General features: G+C 68.2%; 20 protein-coding genes. 18 read left to right on the top strand and 2 right to left on the bottom strand.

The window, feature by feature from the left end; all coding sequences use genetic code 11:
* Entirely contained in the window at window positions 1-2,190 is a 2,190-nt protein-coding gene (gene purL / locus IEX50_RS10925) for a phosphoribosylformylglycinamidine synthase subunit PurL (protein ID WP_157175957.1), read from the bottom strand.
* 96 nt (window positions 2,191-2,286) lie between these two features.
* Entirely contained in the window at window positions 2,287-2,664 is a 378-nt protein-coding gene (locus IEX50_RS10920; protein WP_157175956.1) for a YajG family lipoprotein, read from the bottom strand.
* Between the two features lie 174 nt (window positions 2,665-2,838).
* Here IEX50_RS10920 and IEX50_RS10915 point away from each other — a divergent pair, with 174 nt between their 5' ends.
* The 18 genes from IEX50_RS10915 (at window position 2,839) to IEX50_RS10830 (ending at window position 21,665) form a co-directional block, all read left to right on the top strand.
* Window positions 2,839-3,831 (top strand): cysteine synthase A, encoded by a 993-nt coding sequence (locus tag IEX50_RS10915; protein ID WP_157175955.1) that lies wholly within the window; start codon window positions 2,839-2,841, stop codon window positions 3,829-3,831.
* A gap of 100 nt (window positions 3,832-3,931) precedes the next feature.
* Window positions 3,932-4,249, top strand: coding sequence for a hypothetical protein (locus IEX50_RS10910; RefSeq protein ID WP_229673911.1), 318 nt, complete (start codon window positions 3,932-3,934; stop codon window positions 4,247-4,249).
* Between the two features lie 254 nt (window positions 4,250-4,503).
* Window positions 4,504-5,388 carry a motility-associated ABC transporter substrate-binding family protein gene (locus IEX50_RS10905; RefSeq protein ID WP_157175954.1) on the top strand — a complete coding sequence of 295 codons (885 nt, stop codon included), beginning with the start codon at window positions 4,504-4,506 and terminating at the stop codon, window positions 5,386-5,388.
* A 311-nt stretch (window positions 5,389-5,699) separates the two neighbouring features.
* A complete protein-coding gene (locus IEX50_RS10900) occupies window positions 5,700-6,212 on the top strand; it encodes a division/cell wall cluster transcriptional repressor MraZ (RefSeq protein ID WP_157175953.1) in 513 nt (170 codons plus the stop codon).
* Window positions 6,209-7,171, top strand: a complete 963-nt coding sequence (gene rsmH / locus IEX50_RS10895) for a 16S rRNA (cytosine(1402)-N(4))-methyltransferase RsmH (RefSeq protein WP_157175952.1) — start codon at window positions 6,209-6,211, stop codon at window positions 7,169-7,171. The genes IEX50_RS10900 and rsmH overlap by 4 nt, the downstream gene beginning before the upstream one ends.
* Window positions 7,168-7,713: a hypothetical protein gene (locus IEX50_RS10890; RefSeq protein ID WP_157175951.1), complete on the top strand. Its 546-nt coding sequence runs from the start codon at window positions 7,168-7,170 to the stop codon at window positions 7,711-7,713. Before rsmH ends, IEX50_RS10890 begins: the two co-directional genes overlap by 4 nt.
* Window positions 7,710-9,422 carry a peptidoglycan D,D-transpeptidase FtsI family protein gene (locus IEX50_RS10885; protein WP_157175950.1) on the top strand — a complete coding sequence of 571 codons (1,713 nt, stop codon included), beginning with the start codon at window positions 7,710-7,712 and terminating at the stop codon, window positions 9,420-9,422. The genes IEX50_RS10890 and IEX50_RS10885 overlap by 4 nt, the downstream gene beginning before the upstream one ends.
* A complete protein-coding gene (locus IEX50_RS10880) occupies window positions 9,409-10,845 on the top strand; it encodes a UDP-N-acetylmuramoyl-L-alanyl-D-glutamate--2,6-diaminopimelate ligase (RefSeq protein ID WP_157175949.1) in 1,437 nt (478 codons plus the stop codon). Before IEX50_RS10885 ends, IEX50_RS10880 begins: the two co-directional genes overlap by 14 nt.
* A 91-nt stretch (window positions 10,846-10,936) precedes the next feature.
* A complete protein-coding gene (locus tag IEX50_RS10875) occupies window positions 10,937-12,307 on the top strand; it encodes a UDP-N-acetylmuramoyl-tripeptide--D-alanyl-D-alanine ligase (protein WP_157175948.1) in 1,371 nt (456 codons plus the stop codon).
* Window positions 12,307-13,377: a phospho-N-acetylmuramoyl-pentapeptide-transferase gene (gene mraY, locus IEX50_RS10870; RefSeq protein ID WP_157175947.1), complete on the top strand. Its 1,071-nt coding sequence runs from the start codon at window positions 12,307-12,309 to the stop codon at window positions 13,375-13,377. The genes IEX50_RS10875 and mraY overlap by 1 nt, the downstream gene beginning before the upstream one ends.
* Window positions 13,374-14,738 carry a UDP-N-acetylmuramoyl-L-alanine--D-glutamate ligase gene (murD, locus tag IEX50_RS10865; RefSeq protein ID WP_157175946.1) on the top strand — a complete coding sequence of 455 codons (1,365 nt, stop codon included), beginning with the start codon at window positions 13,374-13,376 and terminating at the stop codon, window positions 14,736-14,738. The genes mraY and murD overlap by 4 nt, the downstream gene beginning before the upstream one ends.
* Entirely contained in the window at window positions 14,735-15,946 is a 1,212-nt protein-coding gene (locus IEX50_RS10860; RefSeq protein WP_157175945.1) for a peptidoglycan glycosyltransferase FtsW, read from the top strand. Before murD ends, IEX50_RS10860 begins: the two co-directional genes overlap by 4 nt.
* A gap of 13 nt (window positions 15,947-15,959) precedes the next feature.
* On the top strand, window positions 15,960-17,117 hold the full coding sequence (gene murG / locus IEX50_RS10855; RefSeq protein WP_157175944.1) for an undecaprenyldiphospho-muramoylpentapeptide beta-N-acetylglucosaminyltransferase: 1,158 nt from the start codon (window positions 15,960-15,962) through the stop codon (window positions 17,115-17,117).
* Entirely contained in the window at window positions 17,114-18,538 is a 1,425-nt protein-coding gene (gene murC / locus IEX50_RS10850; RefSeq protein WP_157175943.1) for a UDP-N-acetylmuramate--L-alanine ligase, read from the top strand. Before murG ends, murC begins: the two co-directional genes overlap by 4 nt.
* Complete coding sequence (locus IEX50_RS10845) at window positions 18,535-18,735, top strand: hypothetical protein (protein WP_157175942.1); 201 nt, start codon at window positions 18,535-18,537, stop codon at window positions 18,733-18,735. The genes murC and IEX50_RS10845 overlap by 4 nt, the downstream gene beginning before the upstream one ends.
* The gene (murB, locus tag IEX50_RS10840; protein ID WP_373285305.1) at window positions 18,717-19,682 is read left to right on the top strand and encodes a UDP-N-acetylmuramate dehydrogenase; all 966 of its coding nucleotides are present in this window, start codon (window positions 18,717-18,719) and stop codon (window positions 19,680-19,682) included. Before IEX50_RS10845 ends, murB begins: the two co-directional genes overlap by 19 nt.
* Window positions 19,683-19,776: 94 nt before the next feature.
* Complete coding sequence (locus IEX50_RS10835; protein WP_268237791.1) at window positions 19,777-20,745, top strand: D-alanine--D-alanine ligase; 969 nt, start codon at window positions 19,777-19,779, stop codon at window positions 20,743-20,745.
* Entirely contained in the window at window positions 20,742-21,665 is a 924-nt protein-coding gene (locus IEX50_RS10830) for a cell division protein FtsQ/DivIB (RefSeq protein ID WP_221237605.1), read from the top strand. The genes IEX50_RS10835 and IEX50_RS10830 overlap by 4 nt, the downstream gene beginning before the upstream one ends.
* Window positions 21,666-21,778: the final 113 nt, after the last annotated feature.

Below are 21,778 nucleotides of genomic sequence, written 5' to 3'. Positions count from 1 at the left end.
TCAGGCGAGGACGGTCGCGCCCATCAGGTGCGGGAAGAACCCCTCATGCGCGTGGCGGAGCGTGGCAAGCGGGACGGCGGCGTCGGGCAGCGCGATGGTGTCGCCGCCAACGGTGCCGATGCGGGCGGCCGGGACGGACAGGTTGGGCATCGTGCCGGGGGCGACCGTGACGAGGTAGCGGGCCTGGTCTTCGCCGAACGCCGCGGCGGGGGAAAGCGCGGCGTCGAGCGTCGCACCGACGCGGCCGGCGAGCGCCATTTCGGTCAGCGCGACCAGCAGGCCGCCGTCCGACAGATCGTGGACCGCGGTGGCCACGCCGTCGAGGATCAGCCAGCGGACGGCATCGCCATGCGCGCGTTCGGCGGTGAGATTGACCGGCGGCGGGGGGCCCTCCTCGCGACCATGGATTTCGCGCAGCCAGATCGACTGGCCGAGATGGCCGCCGTCTTCGCCGATGAGCCAGATTTCGTCGCCGGCGGTCTTGAGCGCGATGGTCGCGGACTTTGTCCAGTCGGCGAGCAGGCCGATGCCGCCGATCGCGGGGGTCGGCAGAATTGCGGAACCGCTGCCGTCGTCCAGCTTGGTTTCGTTGTAGAGCGAGACGTTGCCGGACACGATCGGGAAGTCGAGCGCGGTGCAGGCGGCGGCCATCCCCTCGATACAGCCGACGAACTGGCCCATGATCTCGGGTCGCTGCGGGTTGCCGAAGTTCATGCAGTCGGTGGTGGCGAGCGGAAGCGCGCCGACCGCGGTCAGGTTGCGCCAGCATTCGGCGATCGCCTGCTTTCCGCCCTCGACCGGATCGGCGAAGCAGTAGCGCGGCGTGCAGTCGGTGCTGATCGCCAGCCCCTTCTGCGTGCCGTGGACGCGGACGACGGCGGCGTCGCCACCGGGGCGCTGGACGGTGTCGGCGCCGACCATGTGATCATATTGTTCCCAGATCCAGCGGCGGCTGGCGATGTCTGGCGAGCCCATGATGCGGAGCAGGTCGGCCGCGAGGTCGGTCGTCTCCGGCATGTCCGTCAGTGGCGCGCGGGCCGGTGTGGGGACGTGCGGGCGATCGTAGAGCGGAGCCTCGTCGGCGAGCGGGCCGAGCGGGATGTCGCAGACGGTGTCGCCGTTGTGGGTCAGGACCATGCGCCCGGTGTCCGTGACGCGGCCGATGACGGCGAAATCAAGTTCCCACTTGGTGAAGATCGCCTCGGCTTCGGCCTCGCGGCCTGGCTTCAGCACCATGAGCATGCGTTCCTGCGATTCGGACAGCATCATCTCGTAGGGCGTCATGCCGGTTTCGCGGCAGGGGACAGCGTTCATGTCGAGTTCGATCCCGACCCCGCCCTTCGACGCCATTTCGACCGAGGAGGAGGTGAGGCCCGCGGCGCCCATGTCCTGGATCGCGACGATCGCGTCCGATTCCATCAGCTCGAGGCAGGCCTCGATCAGCAGCTTTTCGGTGAAGGGGTCGCCGACCTGGACGGTGGGGCGCTTCTCCTCCGAGTCCTCGGAGAAGTCGGCCGATGCCATGGTGGCGCCGTGGATGCCGTCGCGGCCGGTCTTCGACCCGACATAGACGATCGAATTGCCGAGCCCGGAGGCGGCGGAGTAGAAGATCTTTGCGGTTTCGGCGATGCCGACGGTCATCGCGTTGACCAGGATGTTGCCGTCATAGGCGCGGTGGAAATTAACCTCGCCGCCCACGGTCGGCACGCCGACGCAGTTGCCGTAGCCGCCGATTCCCGCGACGACGCCGGCGATCAGGTGCCGCATCTTCGGATGATCGGGGCGGCCGAAACGGAGGGCGTTGAGGTTCGCGATCGGGCGCGCGCCCATGGTGAACACGTCGCGCAGGATGCCGCCGACGCCGGTCGCCGCACCCTGATAGGGTTCGATGTAGCTCGGGTGGTTGTGGCTTTCCATCTTGAAGATGGCAGCTTGGCCATCGCCGATATCGACCACGCCGGCATTCTCGCCGGGGCCGCAAATGACCTGCGGACCGGTGGTCGGCAGCTTGCGGAGGTGGAGGCGGCTGGATTTGTAGCTGCAATGCTCCGACCACATGACCGAGAAGATGCCGAGTTCGGTCAGGTTCGGTTCACGGCCGAGCGCGTGAAGGACGCGCTCATATTCTTCTGGCGAAAAGCCATGTTCGGCCACGGTCGCGTCGGTGATGGCGGAGCTGGTCTGGGTCATGCCCGCGCCGATAGCGGAGGCGGGAGGGAATGTCAGCCGCGGAGTTGCCACCGCAGGCGATAACGCCCCCTTCGCGTACGAAGGGGGCGGACGCGATCAGGCGTTGCAGGTCTGCGCGGGCTTCTTCGGCGTGGTGATCTTCACCGTGTCGCCGTTGCCGGCCACGGTGTAGCCGCCGCCCGCGAAGGGTTCGCCGGCCGCCGGTGCGGTCAGCTTGGTGTTGGTGCCGGCGCTTTCGGTGCGGATGTTCGCGCCGAGATCGTCGGAGAAGAAGTCGACGTAGAGCAGGCTGCTGTCGGCGCAGCGATAGACCTTGCTCGACTTCACCGACGGCGGGAGCGAGACCTTCGGCGCGTTCGCGACTGCGACCGCGTCCGGATCGGTCGGACCCGACGTGACGGTCTCCGGCTGCGAATTGCAACCGACGAGGAGGGCGGATGCCAGAACGGCGGCGAAGGGAATGAAGCGTGCCATAACGCAGGTCTTCGCGGTTGCGGCAGGACGCGTCAAGGCGTCTTCGTCTTCACAAACATGGCTTTCGTCCCGGCTTTGCGACGAAACGGACGCAGGTGCAGCACGGAGCGAGGCTATCGCGCGGGGAAGCCATGGTGGCTTGGCCGGGCGCGGGGCAGGGCCTATCTGCCGTCCATGGCTATCAGACCCGACACACTTTCGCTCATCGGCAATACCCCGCTCGTCCGCCTGAACGGACCGAGCGACGCGACGGGGTGCGAGATCCTGGGCAAGTGCGAGTTCATGAACCCCGGCGGGTCGGTCAAGGACCGTGCCGCCCGTGCGATCGTGGAGGATGCGGAGGCCTCCGGTGCGTTGCAGCCGGGCGGGACGATCGTGGAGGGGACCGCCGGCAATACCGGGATCGGCCTGGCCCTGGTGGCGCAGGCCAAGGGATATCGCACGATCATCGTGATGACCGAAACGCAGAGCCGCGAGAAAATGGACACGTTGCGTGCGCTGGGTGCGGAACTCGTGCTCGTGCCGCCGACCGCCTATTCGAACCCCGCGCATTATGTGCACACCAGCCGGCGGATCGCGGAAGAGGCGCCCAATGCGATGTGGGCGAATCAGTTCGACAACCTGGCCAACCGCATGGCGCATATCCGCGGGACCGCGGCCGAGATCTGGGATCAAACCGAGGGGCGGGTCGACGGTTTCACCTGTGCCGTGGGGACAGGCGGCACCTTGGCAGGCGTCGGACTGGGGTTGAAGGAGCGGTCGCAGGACGTGACGATCGCGTTGACCGACCCTTATGGCGCATCGCTGTACGAATATTACGCGTGCGGGGAGCTGCGTGCCGAGGGCAGTTCGGTGGCGGAGGGAATCGGTCAGAGCCGCATCACCGCGAACCTGGACGGGGCGCCGATCGACACGCAGTTCCGCGTTTCGGATGCGGAGGGGCTGGAGCAGGTGTTCGGCCTGCTGCGTGAGGGGCTGTGCGTCGGACTGTCGTCGGGGATCAACGTCGCCGGGGCGGTGCGGCTGGCGCGGATGATGGGGCCGGGGCATCGGGTCGTGACCATTCTCTGCGATTCGGGAATGCGGTACCTCAGCACGACGTACAATCCGGTCTGGCTGGCGGCGAAGGGGCTGCCGGTCCCGGACTATCTGGCGGACCGCGCCTGATCGAGCCGGCTTGACCTTGCGGGTTAGACAAGCGGGCGCTCGTAACCTAAATCAACGACTTCGGACGCTCATGATGCGGGCATAGGGAGAGCACGATCGGATGCAAAGGGTGCGCATCGGATTGATGGGGTTGGCAGTGGTGTTCCTGCTGGTGTTGCTAGCTGCGGCGTTTTTCGGGATGGCGAGCGGCGGTGACGAAGTGACGCGGCCGGGTGCGGCCGGCGTCGAAGCCGGGAATGTTGCCGCGGCGGCGGCGGATGCCGAGGCAAATCCGAAGGAGCCGCTGGCGGAGTTGGGAGTCGCGCCGGGCGGCGCGACCGAGGTCAACAACATCGCCGCGCCTGAGATGCGGCCGGTGATCATTCCGGGCCCGCCCGCACCCGTGCTGAGCCCCCCGGCGAGCCGAACGGTACCCTGATTCGCGTTCGATCCGCGATCGCCGCCGGGCTTGCGGCGGCATCGGTCGACAGTCTCCTCGCTCTGCGTGCGATGCATGGGGCGGACCGGGTCGAGATCGGGCTTTTGCTGACCTGGGGACCGGCGCTGCTGGCGTTGCTTGGTCTGGTGTTGGTGCAGTCTCCGTGGCGGACGCGCTTGGCGGGTTATGCTGCTGTGCTGGCTGGATCTGCTCTCGGGCAATTGGTTCTGTTGAGCGGAGGCGGAGTTGCAGTCTTGCGCGCCGCGGGAGTGTCCGCGGTCGTTACGGCGGTGGTCGATCTGGTCGCGCAGGCCGGCATGACGATCCAGGGACGTCCGGTTGCGGCGGTCGGGCTTGCGATCCTGCTGGTGATCCCGGGGGCCGGCGGATGGTATGCGCAGTTGGCAGCGGGCGATGGCGAGACGCGGACGAGGCGGCGGGTTGCCGTGCTGGCGGGGGTGCCGTTGCAATGGGGGGAGGGGGGTGTCGACCTGTCGTCCGGGCCGGGCGACGCCTGGCGGATGCTCGGTGGAGTGTTCCAATTAGACGCAGTGGACGATGCGGCACAACTAACGGGCGGCGACCTGCTGCTGGTGCAGCCTCGGGCGCCGGCACCTGAAGGTCTGGTCGCGATCGATGCGCGGATCCGGGCTGGGGCGCGGGCGGTGATCCTGACGGACCCGGATCTGCACTGGACGAGCCGCCATGCGCTAGGCGATCCGGCCGCACCGCCGCGGGCAGGGACACTGGGGCCGTTGCTGCTGCACTGGGGGCTGCGGCTGGAGCTGGGGGATCGCGGGATCGCGGTGCGCGAGGTTACACGGAGCGGCCGGCGGTGGCGGCTGGTGCTGGATGGGGCGGGGCGGTTCGTTGCGGCCGGGACAGGGCCTTGCCGGGTTTCGGCGGGGGGGCTGGTTGTGGACTGTCGGCTGGGGCGCGGGCGGGCGGTGCTGGTGGCAGATGCGGACATGCTCGACGCGGCGCTGTGGACGGATGGCGCGGGTGGGTGGCGGCCGGCGTGGCGGCGGTCGGACAATGCCGCGTTCGTCGCGGCGCTGATCGCCGGGCGCGGCAGAATCATGCCACCGGCACGACCGGTTCAATGGCGCGAGGCCGTAGCGGCAGGAGCCATGCGGTAGCTCCGACACGCCACCCGGAACCATGAAAAACCATATGTTAGATTTCGCCAAAATAGTTGTGCCTGAAGTTATCCACAGGCTTTATACCGGAACATAGATAGAACCGTGGCGGAATAGCGTGCCTTGCCACGGGTTGTGCACAGGGTTTGTGGGGTATTCATCAACACCCCAAAACCATGAAGTGGTATTGAAACCCATGGATGCCCCTGATACGCCCTGTGTGTGTGAGGGACGGAAGCCTTCACGTGACCGAGGCCCAATCGATCCGTTCGGGATCGGCGGCGCGGAATGGCTTCCAACGGGGTCAGTGCGTGGAAATCATCGATTTCTTCCACGGCGGGATACTGAACGCGGTCGACGCGAAGGGGCGGGTGTCTTTGCCGTCCAGCTTTCGCGGCGTGATCGATCGCCGGGTCCGGCGCGATTCCAGCGATGCCAGTTCCGACGACCGGCTGATCCTGCTGGGTGAGCACGCCAAGCTGCCCTGCCTGGAAGGGTTCGATCCGACTTACTCACGACAACTGCACGAGAATATCCGCCGCAAGGTCGCGGCGATGGGGGACGTGGACGTGATGGAGGCCATGGACGACGAAATGGCCGAAGCGTTCGGATCCAAGACCCAGATCGCCTATGACGGCGCCGGCCGCATGGTGCTGTCCGCGCCGATGCGGCGTGCGGCGGGCATCACCGACACCGCGCTGTTCGTCGGCGGTGGCGAGACGTTCCAGATCTGGAACCCGGACACGTTCCGGACGGCGCGCGCCGACAAGCCGCGGCTGATCCGGATGCTCGATTCGCTGATCGCCGAACGGACCGGGAAATGAGCGACGTCGTGACCGCGCCGCATGTGCCGGTGCTGCTCGATGCGGTGATCGCGGGGCTGAACCCGGTTGCGGGCGAACGGCATGTCGACGGGACGTTCGGTGCGGGCGGTTACACCCGCGCGTTGCTCGACGCCGGCGCGTCGGTGATCGCGTTCGATCGCGATCCGGATGCGATCGCGGAGGGTGCGGCGCTGGTGGCGGAGGCCGAAGGGCGGCTGGTGCTGGTACATGACCGGTTCGGCGCGATGACCGTGGCGCTGGCGGCGCGCGACGTGGACGGCGTGGACGGCGTGACGTTCGACATCGGCGTGTCGTCGATGCAGATCGACCGGGCGGAGCGCGGCTTCTCGTTCCAGGCGGACGGGCCGCTCGACATGCGGATGAGCCGGGAGGGGCAGACCGCCGCGGAATTCCTGAACGACAGCGACGAGGCGGAGATCGCCGACGTGCTGTATCATTATGGCGACGAGCCAAAGTCGCGGCGCGTGGCACGGGCGATCGTGGCGGCACGGCCGCTAACCACGACGGCCGAGCTGGCGGCCGTGGTGCGGCGCGCGCTGGGCCATCGGCCGCACGAAAAGAAGGACCCCGCGACGCGCGCGTTTCAGGCGATCCGGATCCACCTGAACCGCGAGCTGGACGAGTTGCGCGACGGGCTGGTCGCGGCCGAGCGCGCGCTGAAGCCCGGCGGGCGGCTGGCGGTGGTGTCGTTCCATTCGACCGAGGACCGGATCGTGAAGCGGTTCCTGATCGAACGGAGCGGGGCGACGCCGGCGGGGTCGCGGCACATGCCGCAGGCCGCCGCCGCAACGCCGCCAAGTTTCGAACGCGTCGCCAAGCCGGTGCGCGCCGACGAGGCCGAGGTCGCGCGCAATCCGCGATCACGGTCCGCCACGTTGCGCGTGGCGCATCGCACCGCATCGCCGCCCTGGTCACCAGTCGAAGGTACTCACGCATGAACGTCTTGCGATTCCGGTCGGTGGGCTGGGTGGCTGCGGTCGCGACGGCGGCCCTCGGTTGTTACCTGGTGACGCAGCGCGTGGCGGGCGAGCGCCAGGCGCTGGAGAAGGTGGAGCACCGCATCCTGCTGTCGCAGCGCGAGATCCGCCGGCTGGGTACCGAGATCGAGACGCGCGGCCGGTTGAGCCAGCTGGAACGGTGGAACACCGACGTGCTGGCGCTGTCCGCGCCGCGGTCCGGCCAGTATATCGACGGCGAGGTCCAGCTGGCCAGTTTCAACCATCCGCCGGCCCCGGCGATGGCCCCGGAACTGGGCATTCCTGAGTCCGTGGCGCGTCAGGTATCGTACCCGGCGGCGACGCCGCCGCGGACCGAGCCGCAGGCCGCCGAGGGGGTGCCCGTGTTGCGCCACGCCAATTATGTCCGGCCCAAGGGCGGGATGACCGCGTTGCCGCAGAAGGTGGCGCTGAACAGTACCGATTTCGCCGCCGACCTGGCCGCGCTGGCGAAGAACGAAGCGTCCACGAAACGCGCCCGATGACCGCCGCGCTGGCCAGGACGGACCGGGTCCGCGTCGCTGGTCAGCGGCAGCAGACGACCGCCACGGCGCATTTCCGTCTGATGGTGATGATGCTGCTGTTCATCTTCGTCACGGGCATCGTCGGCGCGCGGCTGTTGTGGCTGGCGGTCGCGAGCGACGGTCAGCAGGCACTGAAGGCGCCGCGCGGGCTGGTGCCCGACCGCGGCGATATCGTCGACCGCAACGGCATGCCGCTGGCGACGACGATCGACGCCTGGTCGATCGCGGTCCATCCGAACAAGGTGATCGGCGATCCGGCATTGCTAGCGTACCGGCTGGCCGAACTGATGCCGCAGAAGAGCGAGGCGCAGTATCTCGCGATCCTGACGTCGCCGAAGAAGTTCGCCTATCTGTCGCGTCGTGCGGTGCCCGAACTGGTAAAAGCGGTGAACGCGCTGGGCGAGCCGGCGATCGAGTTCCGGCGCGAGCCCGAGCGGCTGTATCCGCAGGCATCGCTGGCGGCGCATGTGCTCGGCTGGATCGATCAGAACGGCAATGCCGCATCGGGCATGGAAAAGGTGCTGGATGCGCGGTTGAGCGATCCGACGTTGCGCGGGCGGCCCGTCGCGCTGTCGATCGACAGCCGGGTGCAGGCGGCGATGGAGACCGAGCTGGGCGCGGCGATGGCCAAGCACAGCGCGATCGGCGCGACCGGGCTGGTGCTGGACGTGAACACGGGCGAGATCGTTGCGATGTCGTCGTTGCCGAGCTTCAACCCGAACCGCACGGGCAACGTGCCGTACGAGCTGCTCCTGAACAAGTCTGTGTCGAACGTGTACGAGCTGGGTTCGACGTTCAAGATGCTGACGATGGCGAACGCGATCGAGAGCGGCGTCGTGACGTCGATGTCCAAGCGGTACGATGCGACGCATGCGCTGGCGGTCGGCGGGTTCCATATCCGCGACGATCACCCGCAGAACCGCTGGCTAAACGTGCCGGAACTGTTGGTCCATTCGTCCAACATCGCAACGGCGCGGATTGCGGACGAGCTGGGCCCGGCGCGGACGCAGGCGTTCTTCCGCAAGGTCGGGTTCGGCGATCCGGTCGATATCGAGGTGGGCGGGCGCGCGAAGCCATTGTGGCCGAAATACTGGGCGCGGACGACGACGATGACGGTGGCGTACGGCCACGGCATCGCGGTGACGCCGCTGCACCTGGCATCGGCCTATGCCGCGCTGGTGAACGGCGGCGTGTGGCGGCCGGCGACGCTGCTGAAGCGTGAAGGTGCGGCGGTGCCGGCCGGGCGGCGGGTGATCAGCCCGGCGACGAGCGACCGGATCCGCCAGCTGATGCGGCTGGTGGTGATGAAGGGGACGGGGCGGAAAGCCGATGCGCCGGGCCTGCGGATCGGCGGCAAGACGGGCACAGCCGAGAAGCCGAACGCCGGCGGCTATGATCGCAATACCAACGTGTCGACCTTTGCCGCGGTGTTCCCGATGGACCGGCCGCGCTACGTCGTGATCGCGATGCTGGACAGTCCGAAGGGCACCGCCGATACGTTCGGCTACACCACCGCGGCCTGGACCGTTGGGCCCGTGATCAGCCGCGTCGTCCAGCGGATCGGCCCGATGCTGGGCATCCGCCCGGACGACCGCGCCGACGTGGACGAGAGCGAACTGCTGCCGTTGCTGTGGGAACCGAAGGGTGCCAATCCGAATGCGGTTGAATGATCTGATCGAAGGCGCGGGAGACGCCGCCGACGTCGTGGTGACGGGGTTCGCGATCGACCACCGGAAGGTGGCGCCGGGGACCGTGTTCGGCGCGTTCCGCGGCGCGCGGTTCGACGGTGAGGCGTATATCGACGCGGCGATCGCGGCCGGGGCGATCGCGGTCGTGACGCGGCCCGAAGCCAGTGTGACGGGCGCGGTGCATATCGCCGACGCCGAGCCGCGTCGGGCGTTTGCGCGGATTGCGGCACGGTTCTTCGCGCCGTTTCCCGACGTGACGGTGGCGGTGACAGGGACGAACGGCAAGACGTCGACCGTCGAACTGCTGCGCCAGTTGTGGAACATGGAAGGGCGGCACGCCGCCTCGATCGGAACGCTGGGCGTGACGACCGGCGACGAGCGCGTGACGACCGGGCTGACGACGCCGGACATCGTGACGTTCCTGTCGAACATGGCGGGCCTGGCGCGCGAGGGCGTGAGCCATGCGGCGTTCGAGGCGTCGAGCCACGGCCTGTCGCAATACCGGATCGAGGGGCTGCCGGTACGGGCGGCCGCGTTCACCAACCTGACGCGCGACCATCTCGATTATCACGGGACGATGGAGGCCTATCTGGAGGCCAAGCTGCGGCTGTTCACCGAAGTGGTGGCGGCGGACGGCGCGGCGGTCGTTTGGGCGGATGACGCGGCGTCGGCGCGCGTGGCGGAGATCGCGTCCGAACGCGGGCTGCGCGTGGTTACGGTCGGTGCGCATGGCGAGACGCTGAAGCTGGTGGAGCGGGTGCCGACGGCACTCGGCCAGACGCTGACGATCATGGCGGAGGGGGCGACGCATGTCGTCAAACTGCCGCTGATCGGTGCGTACCAGGCGTCGAACGCGCTGACCGCGGCGGGGCTGGCGGTGGCGACGGGGTCGGAGCTGCGGTCGGTGCTGGCCGGGCTGGCGCGGCTGGCGCCGGTGCGCGGGCGGCTGGAACGCGCGGTGATTTCGCGGACGGGGGCACCGGTCTATGTCGATTATGCGCATACCCCGGACGGGCTGGAGGCGGCGATCGCGGCGCTGCGTCCGCATACGAAGGGCCGGCTGATCGTGCTGTTCGGGGCGGGCGGTGATCGTGACACGGGCAAGCGGCCGGAGATGGGGCGCGTGGCCGTGGCGGGTGGCGATCATGTAATCGTAACCGACGACAATCCGCGGTCCGAGGATCCGGCGGCGATCCGGGCGGCGATCATGGCGGGTGCGCCGGGGGCGGTCGAGGTCGGCGATCGGCGGGAAGCGATCTTTGCGGCGATCGCAGCGGCGGGGGCGGATGACGTCGTGTTGCTGGCGGGCAAGGGCCATGAGCAGGGGCAGATCGTCGGCGCGGGTGATACGGTGCGCGTGTTGCCGTTCGACGATGTGCAGGTTGCTCGGGAGGGCGCGGCGTGAGTTTGCTGCTCTTCACTAGCCCGTTGGATTTGGGGAGCTGTTGCCCCCACCCCCAACCCCCTCCCCTGAAGGGGAGGGGGCTTTGGTCGTGATGAGCCTCTGGACCTCCGATGAGATCGCCAGGGCGACTGGTGGCGTGGCGTGCGGGACCTTTGCGGTTTCGGGGGTGGCGTTTGATTCCCGCGAGGTTGGCCCGGGGGATCTGTTCCTGGCGCTGAAGGGCGAGCAGGCAGATGGGCATCGGTTTGTCGCGCAGGCTTTTGCGCAAGGGGCGGCGGGGGCCGTCGTTTCGGAGGCGGTCGAGGGACCGCATGTGCTGGTGGCCGATACGACTGCGGCGCTGAATGCGCTGGGTGTCGCGGGGCGGGCGCGGAGTTCGGCGCGGATCATCGGGGTGACCGGGTCGGCGGGCAAGACGGGGACGAAGGAGGCGCTGGCGGCGGCGCTGGAACGCGCCGCGCCGGGGCGGGTCCATCGGTCGGTGAAGTCCTACAACAATCATACGGGCGTGCCGCTGAGTCTGGCGCGGATGCCGGCGGATGCGTTGTACGGCGTGTTCGAGATGGGGATGTCGGCGCCGGGCGAGCTGGACGTGCTGACCCGGATGGTGCGGCCGCATGTCGCGCTGGTGACGACGATCGCGCCGGCGCATGCTGAGTTCTTTCCCGATGAGGCGGCGATCGCCGATGCAAAGGGCGAGGTGTTCCGTGGGCTGGAGCCGGGCGGGGTGGGCATCGTACCGCACGACAGCCCGCACCGCGATCGGTTGTATGCCGCGTCGGAGAGATATGCGGCGCGGACGGTGACGTTCGGGTCGGGCGCGGGGGCCGACGTGCGGGCGCGCGATGCGATGGCGGGGGCGAAGGGGACGCTGGTGAGCGTCACAATGCCGACCGCCGAGCTGACGTTCACGCTGGCACCGCCCGGTGCGCACTGGGTGTCGAACGCGCTGGCGGTGATCGCCGCGGTGGACGCGGTCGGTGGCGACCTGAACGCGGCCGGGCTGGCGCTGGCGGAACTGGACGGATTGAAGGGCCGCGGCGCGCGGACGCGGACGGTGTTCGGCGGCGGCGACGTGCTGCTTATCGACGAGAGTTATAACGCCAACCCGGCATCGATGGCGGCGACGATCGCGCTGCTGGGGCAGGAAGCGGCGGCGCGGCGGATCGTGGTACTGGGCGCGATGCGCGAGCTGGGCGCGGGATCGGACGATTATCATGCGGCGCTGGCCGGGCCGCTGGTTGCGGCGAACGTGAAATTCGCGCTGTTGGTCGGAGACGAGATGACCGCGCTTGCTCGCATGCTTGAGAGCCGGATCGATTTCGCGCATGTGGCCAACGCCGCGGCGGCACGTGACGTGCTGCGCGACCGGCTGCGGGCCGGCGACGCGGTGCTCGTCAAGGGATCCAACGCTATCGGGCTCGGGCGCATCGTCGATGCCGTCGCGAGCGGGAATCTATAATGCTGTATATGATCGCCGAGCATCTCGGGTTTCCCGGGATTCTGAACCTCATCCGCTATACCACGGTGCGGTCCGGCGGGGCGCTGGCGACCGCGCTGTTCATCGGGTTGCTGATCGGGCCGCGGTTCATCGGCTGGCTACGCGTGCGGCAGGGCAAGGGCCAGCCGATCCGCGCGGACGGGCCGCAGACACATCTGGCCAAAGTCGGCACGCCGACGATGGGCGGGCTGATGATCCTGACCGCGGTCACGATCACGATGCTGCTGTGGATGGACCTGTCCAACCGCTATGTCTGGGCGTGCCTGATGGTGACGATCGGGTTCGGGACGATCGGGTTCCTCGACGATTTCGACAAGGTGCGGAAGCGCAGCCATGCCGGGATATCGGGCAAGACACGGCTGTTCTTCGAATTCCTCATCGCCGGCGTGGTCGCGTGGATCATCAACGACGGCAACGGAACGCTGCTGTACGTGCCGTTCTACAACGGGCCGGTGCTGGACCTGGGGTGGTTCTACATCCCGTTCGCGGCGTTCGTGATGGTGGCGTTCGGCAATGCGGTGAACCTGACCGACGGGCTGGACGGGCTGGCGACGATGCCGGTGGTTATCGCATCGCTCGCGTTCTTCGCGATCAGCTATGTCGTCGGCAACGCCGTGTTCGCGGCGTATCTGGGCATTCCGCATGTGTTGGGGGCGGGGGACCTGACGATCCTGTGTGCGGGGATTATCGGCGGGGGGCTGGCGTTCTTGTGGTTCAATGCGCCGCCGGCCGCGGTGTTCATGGGCGATACGGGCAGCCTGGCGCTCGGTGGCGCGCTCGGCGCGATCGCGGTGTCGACGCATCACGAGATCGTGCTGGCAATCGTCGGCGGGCTGTTCGTTCTGGAGGCCGTGTCGGTGGTGGTGCAGGTCTTCTTCTACAAGCGGACCGGGCGGCGGGTGTTCCGGATGGCGCCGATCCACCATCATTTCGAACAGCTCGGATGGAGCGAGCCGACGGTGGTGATCCGGTTCTGGATCATCTCGTTCGTGCTGGCGCTGGCCGGTCTTGCGACGTTGAAGCTGCGGTGATCGTCTCGGGGGCCTTTGCTGGCAAGCAATATGCGGTGCTGGGGTTAGCGCGGTCGGGGATGGCGACCGTGGCTGCGCTGGTGGCGAGCGGGGCCGAGGTTGTGGCCTGGGATTCAGAGGTTGAGCGGCGGGACGAGGTTTTGACGTTGGCTGGGGCTGGGGGTTCCGTCCAGCCTAAGCCCCCCACCCAACCCTCCCCCCGTGGGGGGGAGGGCTTCTCGGTTTCGCTTGGGGATCCGTTGGAGATCGAGCTTGATGGGTTCGATGCGGTTGTCGTTTCGCCGGGGGTGCCGCTGAACCGGCATCCGATTGCGGGGCGGGCTGCTGCTGCTGGCGTGCCGGTGATCGGCGATATCGAACTGTTTGCGCAGGCGCGGGCAAGCCTGCCGGCGCACCGGGTGGTGGGGATTACGGGCACGAACGGGAAGTCGACGACGACGGCTTTGGTGTTTCACCTGCTGGAGACTGCCGGGGTGCCGGCGTTGATGGGCGGGAATATCGGGTTGCCGATCATGGGGCGCGACGCGCTGCCCGCCGGCGGCGTCTATGTGCTGGAGTTGTCGAGTTATCAGATCGACCTGACGCGGACGCTGGATTGCGATGTGGCGGTGTTGCTGAACATCACGCCGGATCATCTCGACCGGTATGACGGGTTTGCGGCTTATGCGGCGTCGAAGGCGCGGTTGTTCGCGATGCAGACGGGCGGGGTCGCGGTGATCGCCGTCGAGGATGACGAGACGCGGGTTGTGGCGGCCGGGTTGGCGACTGCCGACGCGGCGGAGCTGGTCGAAGTGCGGTCGTCGGATGTCGGTGATCAGTCGGCTTGGCCGGCTTTGCAGGGGCCCCATAATGCGCAGAATGTTGCGGTGGCGGTTGCCGTTGTGCGGGCGTTGGGCGTTGACAAGGATGCGATTGCCCGGGGGCTCGAAAGCTATCCCGGGTTACCGCATCGGATGGAGCGGATCGCGACCGTGGACGGCGTGCTGTATGTGAACGACAGCAAGGCGACCAATCCGACGTCGACCGCGCCGGCGTTGGCGGCGTATTCGAAGGTGCATTGGATCCTCGGCGGGATGGCCAAGACACGCGATCTGGATGCGGTGGCGGACGAGCTGGGGCATGTCGTGGCGGCGTACACGATCGGCGACAGTGCGGCGCTGTATGCGGGGTTGCTGACCGAGCGCGGTATTCCGGTCGTCAACGCCGGCACGCTGGAGCGGGCGCTGGGTGCGGCGCGCGAGGCCGCGCGGGCGGGCGAGGTCGTGCTGCTGTCGCCGGCGTGTGCGTCTTTCGACCAGTATCGCGATTACGAGGCACGGGGCGACGCGTTCCGCGATCTGGTGGGGGCCATGCAGTCATGAACGTGTTCGCGGCAGAGGCGCAGAAGCGCAAGCGCATCACCAAGGTGCAGCGGTTCGGGCGCGGCGATCGCAGCCCGCTGGGTACCTGGTTCTGGGAGATCGACCGGGTCCTGCTGATGTTGGTCGCGGTGCTGGTCGGCGTCGGGATCGTCGCGGTGGCGGCGGCGTCGCCCGCGGCGGCGGTACGTTATTCGGGCGGGACGACGACGTTTCCGCCGTTATATTATCTGTACCGGCAACTGGTCTGGCTGGCGGTGGGCCTGCCGGTGATGCTGGTTGTGTCGATGTTGCCAAAGGACGTCGCGCGGCGGCTGTCGATCGGCGGCGCGGCGTTTTTCCTGCTGCTGCTGGCGCTTGTTCCGGTCGCCGGGGTGGAGGTGAATGGTGCCGTGCGCTGGATCGGCGTGGGGTTCATGCAGCTCCAGCCGTCGGAATTCCTGAAGCCGCTGTACGTCGTCGCGCTCGCCTGGTTACTGTCGCTGAAGGCGAAGGATCGGACGTTGCCCGTCGGGCCGCTGTCGGCGGTGCTGACCGGCGGGATCGCGCTGCTGCTGATGAAGCAGCCCGATTTCGGGCAGACGGTGATCTTCCTGTCGATCTGGGTCGCGCTGCTGATGCTGAGCGGGATCGCGATGCGGTATCTCTATGCGCTGGGCGCGCTGGGGCTGGGGGGGGTCGTGTCGGCCTACCTGTTCTATTCGGTGGCGCATGACCGCATCAACAAGTTCATCACCGGCAACGGCGACAATTACCAGACGGTGAGCGCGCATAACACGCTGGTGAACGGCGGGCTGATCGGCACCGGGCCGGGCGGGGGCACCATGAAGTTCCGGCTGCCCGAGCCGCATACCGATTATATCTTCTCCGTCATCGGTGAAGAGTTCGGGCTGATCGCGTGCCTGGCGATCGCGATGGTGTATCTGACGATCGTGGTGCGGGTGTTCATCAAGCTGCTGGACGAGGAGGACGAGTTCCTGCTGCTCGCGTCGGCCGGGCTGGCGGTGCAGTTCGGGATGCAGGCGCTGATCAACATGGCGGTCAATGTGCAGATCGTGCCGTCCAAGGGCATGACGCTGCCGTTCATCAGCTATGGCGGGTCGTCGATGCTGGCACTGTCGATGGGGTTCGGGCTGCTGCTGGCGTTCACCCGGCGGAACCCGTATCTGCACCGCTCCCCCTATGTGGTGAAATGGAGCGGCGGGCGATGACGGGCGAAACAGCATGACCGCGAGACGGCATTTCGTGCTGGCGGCCGGCGGGACCGGCGGCCACATGGTCCCGGCTCATGCGCTGGCGGCCGAACTGATGGCGCGCGGACACGGCGTGGCGCTGATCACCGATGCGCGCGGCGCTCGGATCCCGGGGCTGTTCCAGGGTGTCGAGACGCATCTGCTGCCCGCCGGGCGGTTGAGCGGCGGGCCGATCGGCTGGTTGAAGGCGTGGCGCAACATCCGCGCCGGGCGGGCGATGGCCCGGACGATCTATGGCAAGGCGCGGCCGGACGCGGTGATCGGGTTCGGCGGATATCCCGCGCTGCCCGCGGTGCTGGCGGCGTTCAAGGCGGGCATTCCGGCGGCGGTGCATGAGCAGAATGCGGTGCTGGGGCGGGTCAACCGCCTGCTGGCGCGCAAGGTCGCGGCGATCGCGACGAGCTATCCCGATGTCCAGCGCTTGCCGGCGCGCTATGCGGACAAGGTGACGCTGGTCGGCAATCCGGTGCGTGCGGAGGTGGCGGCGCTGCGCGACGAGCCGTTCCCGGTGCTGGATGCGGACGGCGTGTTCCGCGTGCTGGTGACTGGCGGCAGCCAAGGCGCGAGCGTGCTGAGCGAGGTCGTGCCCGATGGGTTGGGGATGTTGCCCGTGGCGTTGCGGCGGCGGTTGCAGGTGACGCAGCAGTGCCGGCCGGAGGATATCGACGTGGTGCGTGCGAAATATGCCGAACTGGGCATTCCGGCGGACCTGGCGACATATCTGCCCGACCTGCCGGAGCGGCTGGCGTGGTCGCATCTGGTGATCGCGCGGGCGGGCGCGTCGACGATCGCGGAGCTGACCGAGGCGGGGCGGCCGGCGATCCTGGTGCCGTTGCCGGGGGCGACCGACGATCATCAGAGCGTGAACGTGCGCGAGATGGTGGCGGCGGGCGCGGCGCGGTCGATCGCGCAGGCGCGGTTCACGCCGGTTGAGCTGGCCAAGCAGATGCAGAAGCTGGCGCTGGAACCCGGTGCGCTGGAGAATGCGGCGCGGCGGGCGCGCGGATGCGGCCGGCCGGACGCGGTGCGCGACCTGGCCGATCTGGTCGAGCAGCTGGCCGGCGGGACGCTACGGACGAACAAGGACGAGACGACGGATATGATGCAGACCAGCGGAGCAGACGCATGAAGGGTGTCGCCACCGACATCGGCACGATCCATTTCATCGGGATCGGCGGCATCGGCATGTCCGGCATCGCCGAGGTGATGCACAATCTCGGGTACAAGGTGCAGGGGTCAGACGTGGCCGAGGGCTATGTCATCCAGGGACTGCGCGATCGCGGGATCGTGGTACATATCGGGCACCGCGCCGAAAATCTGGGCGATGCCGCGGTGGTGGTGACGTCGACCGCAATCAAGCGCGGCAATCCGGAAGTTGAGCTGGCGTACGAGACGCGCGTGCCGGTGGTGCGTCGTGCCGAGATGCTGGCCGAGCTGATGCGGCTGAAGTCGACGGTCGCGGTGGCGGGCACGCACGGCAAGACGACGACGACGTCGATGGTCGCCGCGCTGCTCGATGCGGGCGGGGTCGATCCGACCGTGATCAATGGCGGGATCATCAACAGCTATGGCTCGAACGCCCGGTTGGGGGCGAGCGACTGGATGGTGGTGGAGGCCGACGAGAGCGACGGCAGCTTCCTGCGGCTCGACGGGACGATCGCGGTCGTCACCAACATCGATCCGGAGCATCTCGACCATTATGGCGATTTCGATGCGGTGAAGCGCGCGTTCGTCGACTTCGTCGAGAATGTGCCGTTTTATGGCGCGGCGCTGATGTGTCTCGATCATCCGGAGGTGCAGGCGATCCTGCCGCGGATCCGCGACCGGCGCGTGGTGACCTATGGGTTCTCCGCGCAGTCTGACGTGCGCGGTGTGAACGTGACGCCGATCCCGGGCGGTAACCGGTTCGAGGTGATCGTGCGGCATCGCGACGGTTCGAGCCGGTCGATTGAGGGGATCGAGCTGCCGATGCCGGGGCGGCACAATGTGCAGAACGCGCTGGCGGCGGTGGGTGTCGCGCTGGAACTGGGCGTGCCGGATGATGTGATCCAGACCGGTTTTTCCAAGTTCGGTGGCGTTAAGCGGCGTTTCACCAAGGTCGGCGAAGTGCCGGTCGACGGCGGCAGCGTGACGATCATCGACGATTACGGGCATCACCCGGTCGAGATCCGTGCGGTGCTGGCCGCGGCGCGCGAGGGTGTCGAGGGGCGCGTGATCGCGGTGGTGCAACCGCATCGTTATTCGCGGCTCGGCAACCTGATGGAAGATTTCCAGTCGGCGTTCAACGACGCGGACATCGTCTATGCGACGCCGGTCTATGCCGCGGGCGAGGCGCCGGTCGAGGGCGTCGACAGCGGCGCGCTGGTTGCTGGGCTGAAGCTGCGCGGGCATCGGTCGGCGCAGGTGGTCGAGGATGCGGACACGCTGGCGCGCGTGCTGTCCGAGACGGTGCAGGCGGGCGACATGGTCGTGTGCCTGGGGGCGGGCGACATCACGAAGTGGGCGGCGGGGCTGGCGGACGGCATCGTGGCGCAGCGCGTACCGGCATGAGCCAGGACCCGTTCATGGCGTTCGTCTCGTTCCAGCAGGAGGTGCTGAGTTTCCAGCGCCGCAACCTGGACGTGGTCGCACGGGCGCTGGCGGCGGGTGAAGATATGGTCGCGTTCCAGGCGAAGGCACATGAGGCCGGGATGGCGGGTGCAAAGGCGTGGACGGCGTGGATCGAAGCTTGGACGCCGAAGACGTGACGGGTTCGGCGGAGCTTGCGGCCCCGGGCGATTTGCGGGGGCGGGCGGAAGCGGGCGCTTCGCTGGCGGATTTTATCTGGTTTCGGACCGGTGGGCCGGCGGAACTGCTGGTGCGGCCGGCGGATGTCGATGATCTGGCCGAGTATCTGAAGGCGCTCGATCCGGCGGTGCCGGTGATGCCGATCGGGGTGGGATCGAACCTGATCGTGCGCGACGGCGGCGTGGCGGGCGTGGTGGTGCGGTTGCCGAAGAGTTTCGCGAAGGTGTCGGTCGAGGACGGCCGGGTGCGCGCGGGCGGGGCGGCGATGGGGATCACCGTCGCCAGTGCGGCCCGCGATGCGGGCGTTGCGGGGCTGGAGTTTCTGCGCGGGATTCCGGGGACCGTCGGCGGGGCTGTGCGGATGAACGCTGGCGCTTATGGGCGCGATGCGAGCGATATCCTGGTGTCGGTGACGGTGGTGCTGCGCGATGGGCGGGTGGAGACCTGGGACGCGGCGCGGCTGGGCTATCGCTATCGCCATTCGGAGCTGCCGGTCGGGGCGATCGTGGTGGAGGCGGTGTTCGCGGGCACGCTGGGCGATCCGGCGGTGATCGGGGCGGAGATGGACCGGATCGCGGCGGAGCGCGAGGCGTCGCAGCCGTTGCGGTCGCGGACGGGCGGGTCGACGTTCAAGAATCCGGAGGGGCACAAGGCCTGGGCTTTGGTCGATGCGGCCGGGTGTCGGGGGTTGCGGCGCGGGGATGCGCAGGTTTCGGAGAAGCACTGTAACTTCCTGCTGAACCTTGGGGGGGCGTCTTCGGCGGAGATCGAGGCGCTGGGTGAGGATGTTCGGGCTCGGGTGCTGGCGCATTCTGGGGTGATGCTGGAGTGGGAGATACAGCGGGTTGGGGTTGCTCTGGCTTCTGGCTGGTCGAGTGTTGTGGATGGTCGAGAGGGTTCGTTGTGACCGTGGTTTCGCCCAGCCGCTCCCCCTCTCCCAACCCTCTCCCCGTTGGGGAGAGGGCTAAGGCTTCTCGTGATTGTGTTGGGGGTTTGTCGTGATCGAAGTTGCTAGCCAGCCGTCTCGGCAATTGCATGTGGCCGTGCTGATGGGCGGGTGGTCGTCCGAGCGTGAGGTTTCGCTGTCGTCGGGGAGCGGGGTGGCCGAGGCGCTGGAGTCGCTTGGGCACCGGGTGACGCGGGTCGATATGACCAAGGCGCGGCGGACGGAGCTGGCGGCGGACCTGGCGGCGGCGGCGCCGGACGTGGTGTTCAATGCGCTGCACGGCGTGCCGGGCGAGGATGGGACGGTGCAGGGGCTGCTCGACCTGATGGGGCTGCGCTATACGCATAGCGGCCTTGCTGCGTCGGTGATCGCGATCGACAAGCAGTTGACCAAGAATGCGCTGCTGCCGCACGGGATCCGCATGCCGGGCGGGATGATGGTGGGATCGGAAAGCCTGTATGCCGCCGATCCGATGCCGCGGCCTTATGTGCTGAAGCCGGTGAACGAGGGGTCGTCAGTCGGCGTCGCGATCGTGACCGCGCAGGGGAATTACGGGTCGCCGATCGGGCGCGACGTGGCGGGGCCTTGGCAGGAGTTCCCGATGCTGCTGGCCGAACCGTTCATCCGCGGGCGCGAGCTGACCGTGGCGGTGCTGGGCGATCGCGCGCTGGCGGTGACGGAACTGGTGCCGACGTCCGAATTCTATGATTACGACGCGAAATATACCGACGGGCTGACCGTCCATATCTGCCCCGCGCAGATCCCGGCGGAGATCGCCGAGAGCGCGATGGCGATGGCGTTGAAGGCGCATCATGTGCTGGGTTGCCGCGGCACGTCGCGGTCCGATTTCCGGTGGGACGACGAGCAGGGCGAGGCCGGCCTGTACCTGCTGGAGGTCAACACCCAGCCGGGCATGACCAAGCTGAGCCTGGTGCCGGAACAGGGCCGCCATGTCGGGCTGAGCTATGCCCAGTTGGTCCAGCGGATCGTGGACGAGGCGTTTGCGGAGGACATGCCGACATGACCGGACCCGCCAAGATCCGCCGCGGCACGTCGCCGCAGCGCAAGCGGCCGACGGTGACGCGGTCGACCGGACGGCGGCCCGCGGCGAAGCGGCCGTCGACGATCGCGCAGGCGTTCGCGACGATCCCGCTGCCGGCGGGGATGCTGCGCCGGATCGGCAACTGGGTGGCGGGCGGCGCGCTGGCGGTGGGTGTCGTGGCCGGTGTGCTGGCGATGCGGTTGCCGCAGACGATCGGGACCGAGATCGGCGAGGGGATCGGCGCCGCCGGGTTCCGCGTCCGCAATATCGAGATCGTCGGGATCGACCAGGCGGACCGCGCGGCGGTGTACGACGTCGCGGTGGACCAGACGTCGCGCGCGATGCCGCTGGTCGACCTGGAGGCGATCCGGGCGCGGTTGATGCGGTTCGGGTGGATCGCGGATGCGCGCGTGTCGCGCCGGCTGCCCGATACGCTGGTGATCGACATCGTCGAGCGGCGCGCTGCGGCGATCTGGCAGCACAAGCAGAAGCTGGCGCTGATCGACCGGACGGGCGTGGTGATCGCGCCGGTGGACCTGACGGCGATGCCGGAGAATCTGCCGATCGTGATCGGGCCGGGCGCCAACCGCCAGGCGGCGAGCCTGAACGTGCTGATGGAAACCGCGCCCGCGCTGAAGCCGATGCTGGCGGGCGCGAGCTGGATCGGCGACCGGCGCTGGGACCTGCGGTTCCAGTCGGGCGAGACGCTGGCGTTGCCGGAGGGGCAGGAGGCGGCGATGGCGGCGTTGCGCAAGTTCACCGCGATGGACGGGCGCGCGCGTCTGCTGGGCCAGGGGTTCGTGCGGTTCGACATGCGGATGCCGGACAAGTTCGTCGTGCGCGTCAGCCGCGAGCCCGGCCACAAGGTGACCGAGACCGCGCTGGTGGACAAGAGCATTTGAAGACGATCGGACCGATGTTGTGCGACGTTCTCGACAGGCTCGAACCGAACGGCCGTGGGCGTCGGCCCGACTGCGACGAAAGTGGCCAAAACGGTCGGTTGCGCCGAGTCGCA

The sequence above is a fragment of the Sphingomonas prati genome (assembly GCF_014643515.1).
GTDB lineage: Bacteria > Pseudomonadota > Alphaproteobacteria > Sphingomonadales > Sphingomonadaceae > Sphingomonas_R > Sphingomonas_R prati.
The sequence above is the reverse complement of the archived record's forward strand: the minus strand, read 5'-3'. Positions and strand labels throughout refer to the sequence as shown.

Excerpts from the sequence above, each read along its gene's own strand:
- purL (WP_157175957.1), bottom strand. The coding sequence starts at position 2,190 with ATGACCCAGACCAGCTCCGCCATCACCGACGCGACCGTGGCCGAACAT.
- IEX50_RS10920 (WP_157175956.1), bottom strand. The coding sequence starts at position 2,664 with ATGGCACGCTTCATTCCCTTCGCCGCCGTTCTGGCATCCGCCCTCCTC.
- IEX50_RS10915 (WP_157175955.1), top strand. The coding sequence starts at position 2,839 with ATGGCTATCAGACCCGACACACTTTCGCTCATCGGCAATACCCCGCTC.
- IEX50_RS10910 (WP_229673911.1), top strand. The coding sequence starts at position 3,932 with ATGCAAAGGGTGCGCATCGGATTGATGGGGTTGGCAGTGGTGTTCCTG.
- rsmH (WP_157175952.1), top strand. The coding sequence starts at position 6,209 with ATGAGCGACGTCGTGACCGCGCCGCATGTGCCGGTGCTGCTCGATGCG.
- IEX50_RS10890 (WP_157175951.1), top strand. The coding sequence starts at position 7,168 with ATGAACGTCTTGCGATTCCGGTCGGTGGGCTGGGTGGCTGCGGTCGCG.
- IEX50_RS10885 (WP_157175950.1), top strand. The coding sequence starts at position 7,710 with ATGACCGCCGCGCTGGCCAGGACGGACCGGGTCCGCGTCGCTGGTCAG.
- IEX50_RS10880 (WP_157175949.1), top strand. The coding sequence starts at position 9,409 with ATGCGGTTGAATGATCTGATCGAAGGCGCGGGAGACGCCGCCGACGTC.
- IEX50_RS10875 (WP_157175948.1), top strand. The coding sequence starts at position 10,937 with ATGAGCCTCTGGACCTCCGATGAGATCGCCAGGGCGACTGGTGGCGTG.
- mraY (WP_157175947.1), top strand. The coding sequence starts at position 12,307 with ATGCTGTATATGATCGCCGAGCATCTCGGGTTTCCCGGGATTCTGAAC.
- IEX50_RS10860 (WP_157175945.1), top strand. The coding sequence starts at position 14,735 with ATGAACGTGTTCGCGGCAGAGGCGCAGAAGCGCAAGCGCATCACCAAG.
- murG (WP_157175944.1), top strand. The coding sequence starts at position 15,960 with ATGACCGCGAGACGGCATTTCGTGCTGGCGGCCGGCGGGACCGGCGGC.
- murC (WP_157175943.1), top strand. The coding sequence starts at position 17,114 with ATGAAGGGTGTCGCCACCGACATCGGCACGATCCATTTCATCGGGATC.
- IEX50_RS10845 (WP_157175942.1), top strand. The coding sequence starts at position 18,535 with ATGAGCCAGGACCCGTTCATGGCGTTCGTCTCGTTCCAGCAGGAGGTG.
- IEX50_RS10830 (WP_221237605.1), top strand. The coding sequence starts at position 20,742 with ATGACCGGACCCGCCAAGATCCGCCGCGGCACGTCGCCGCAGCGCAAG.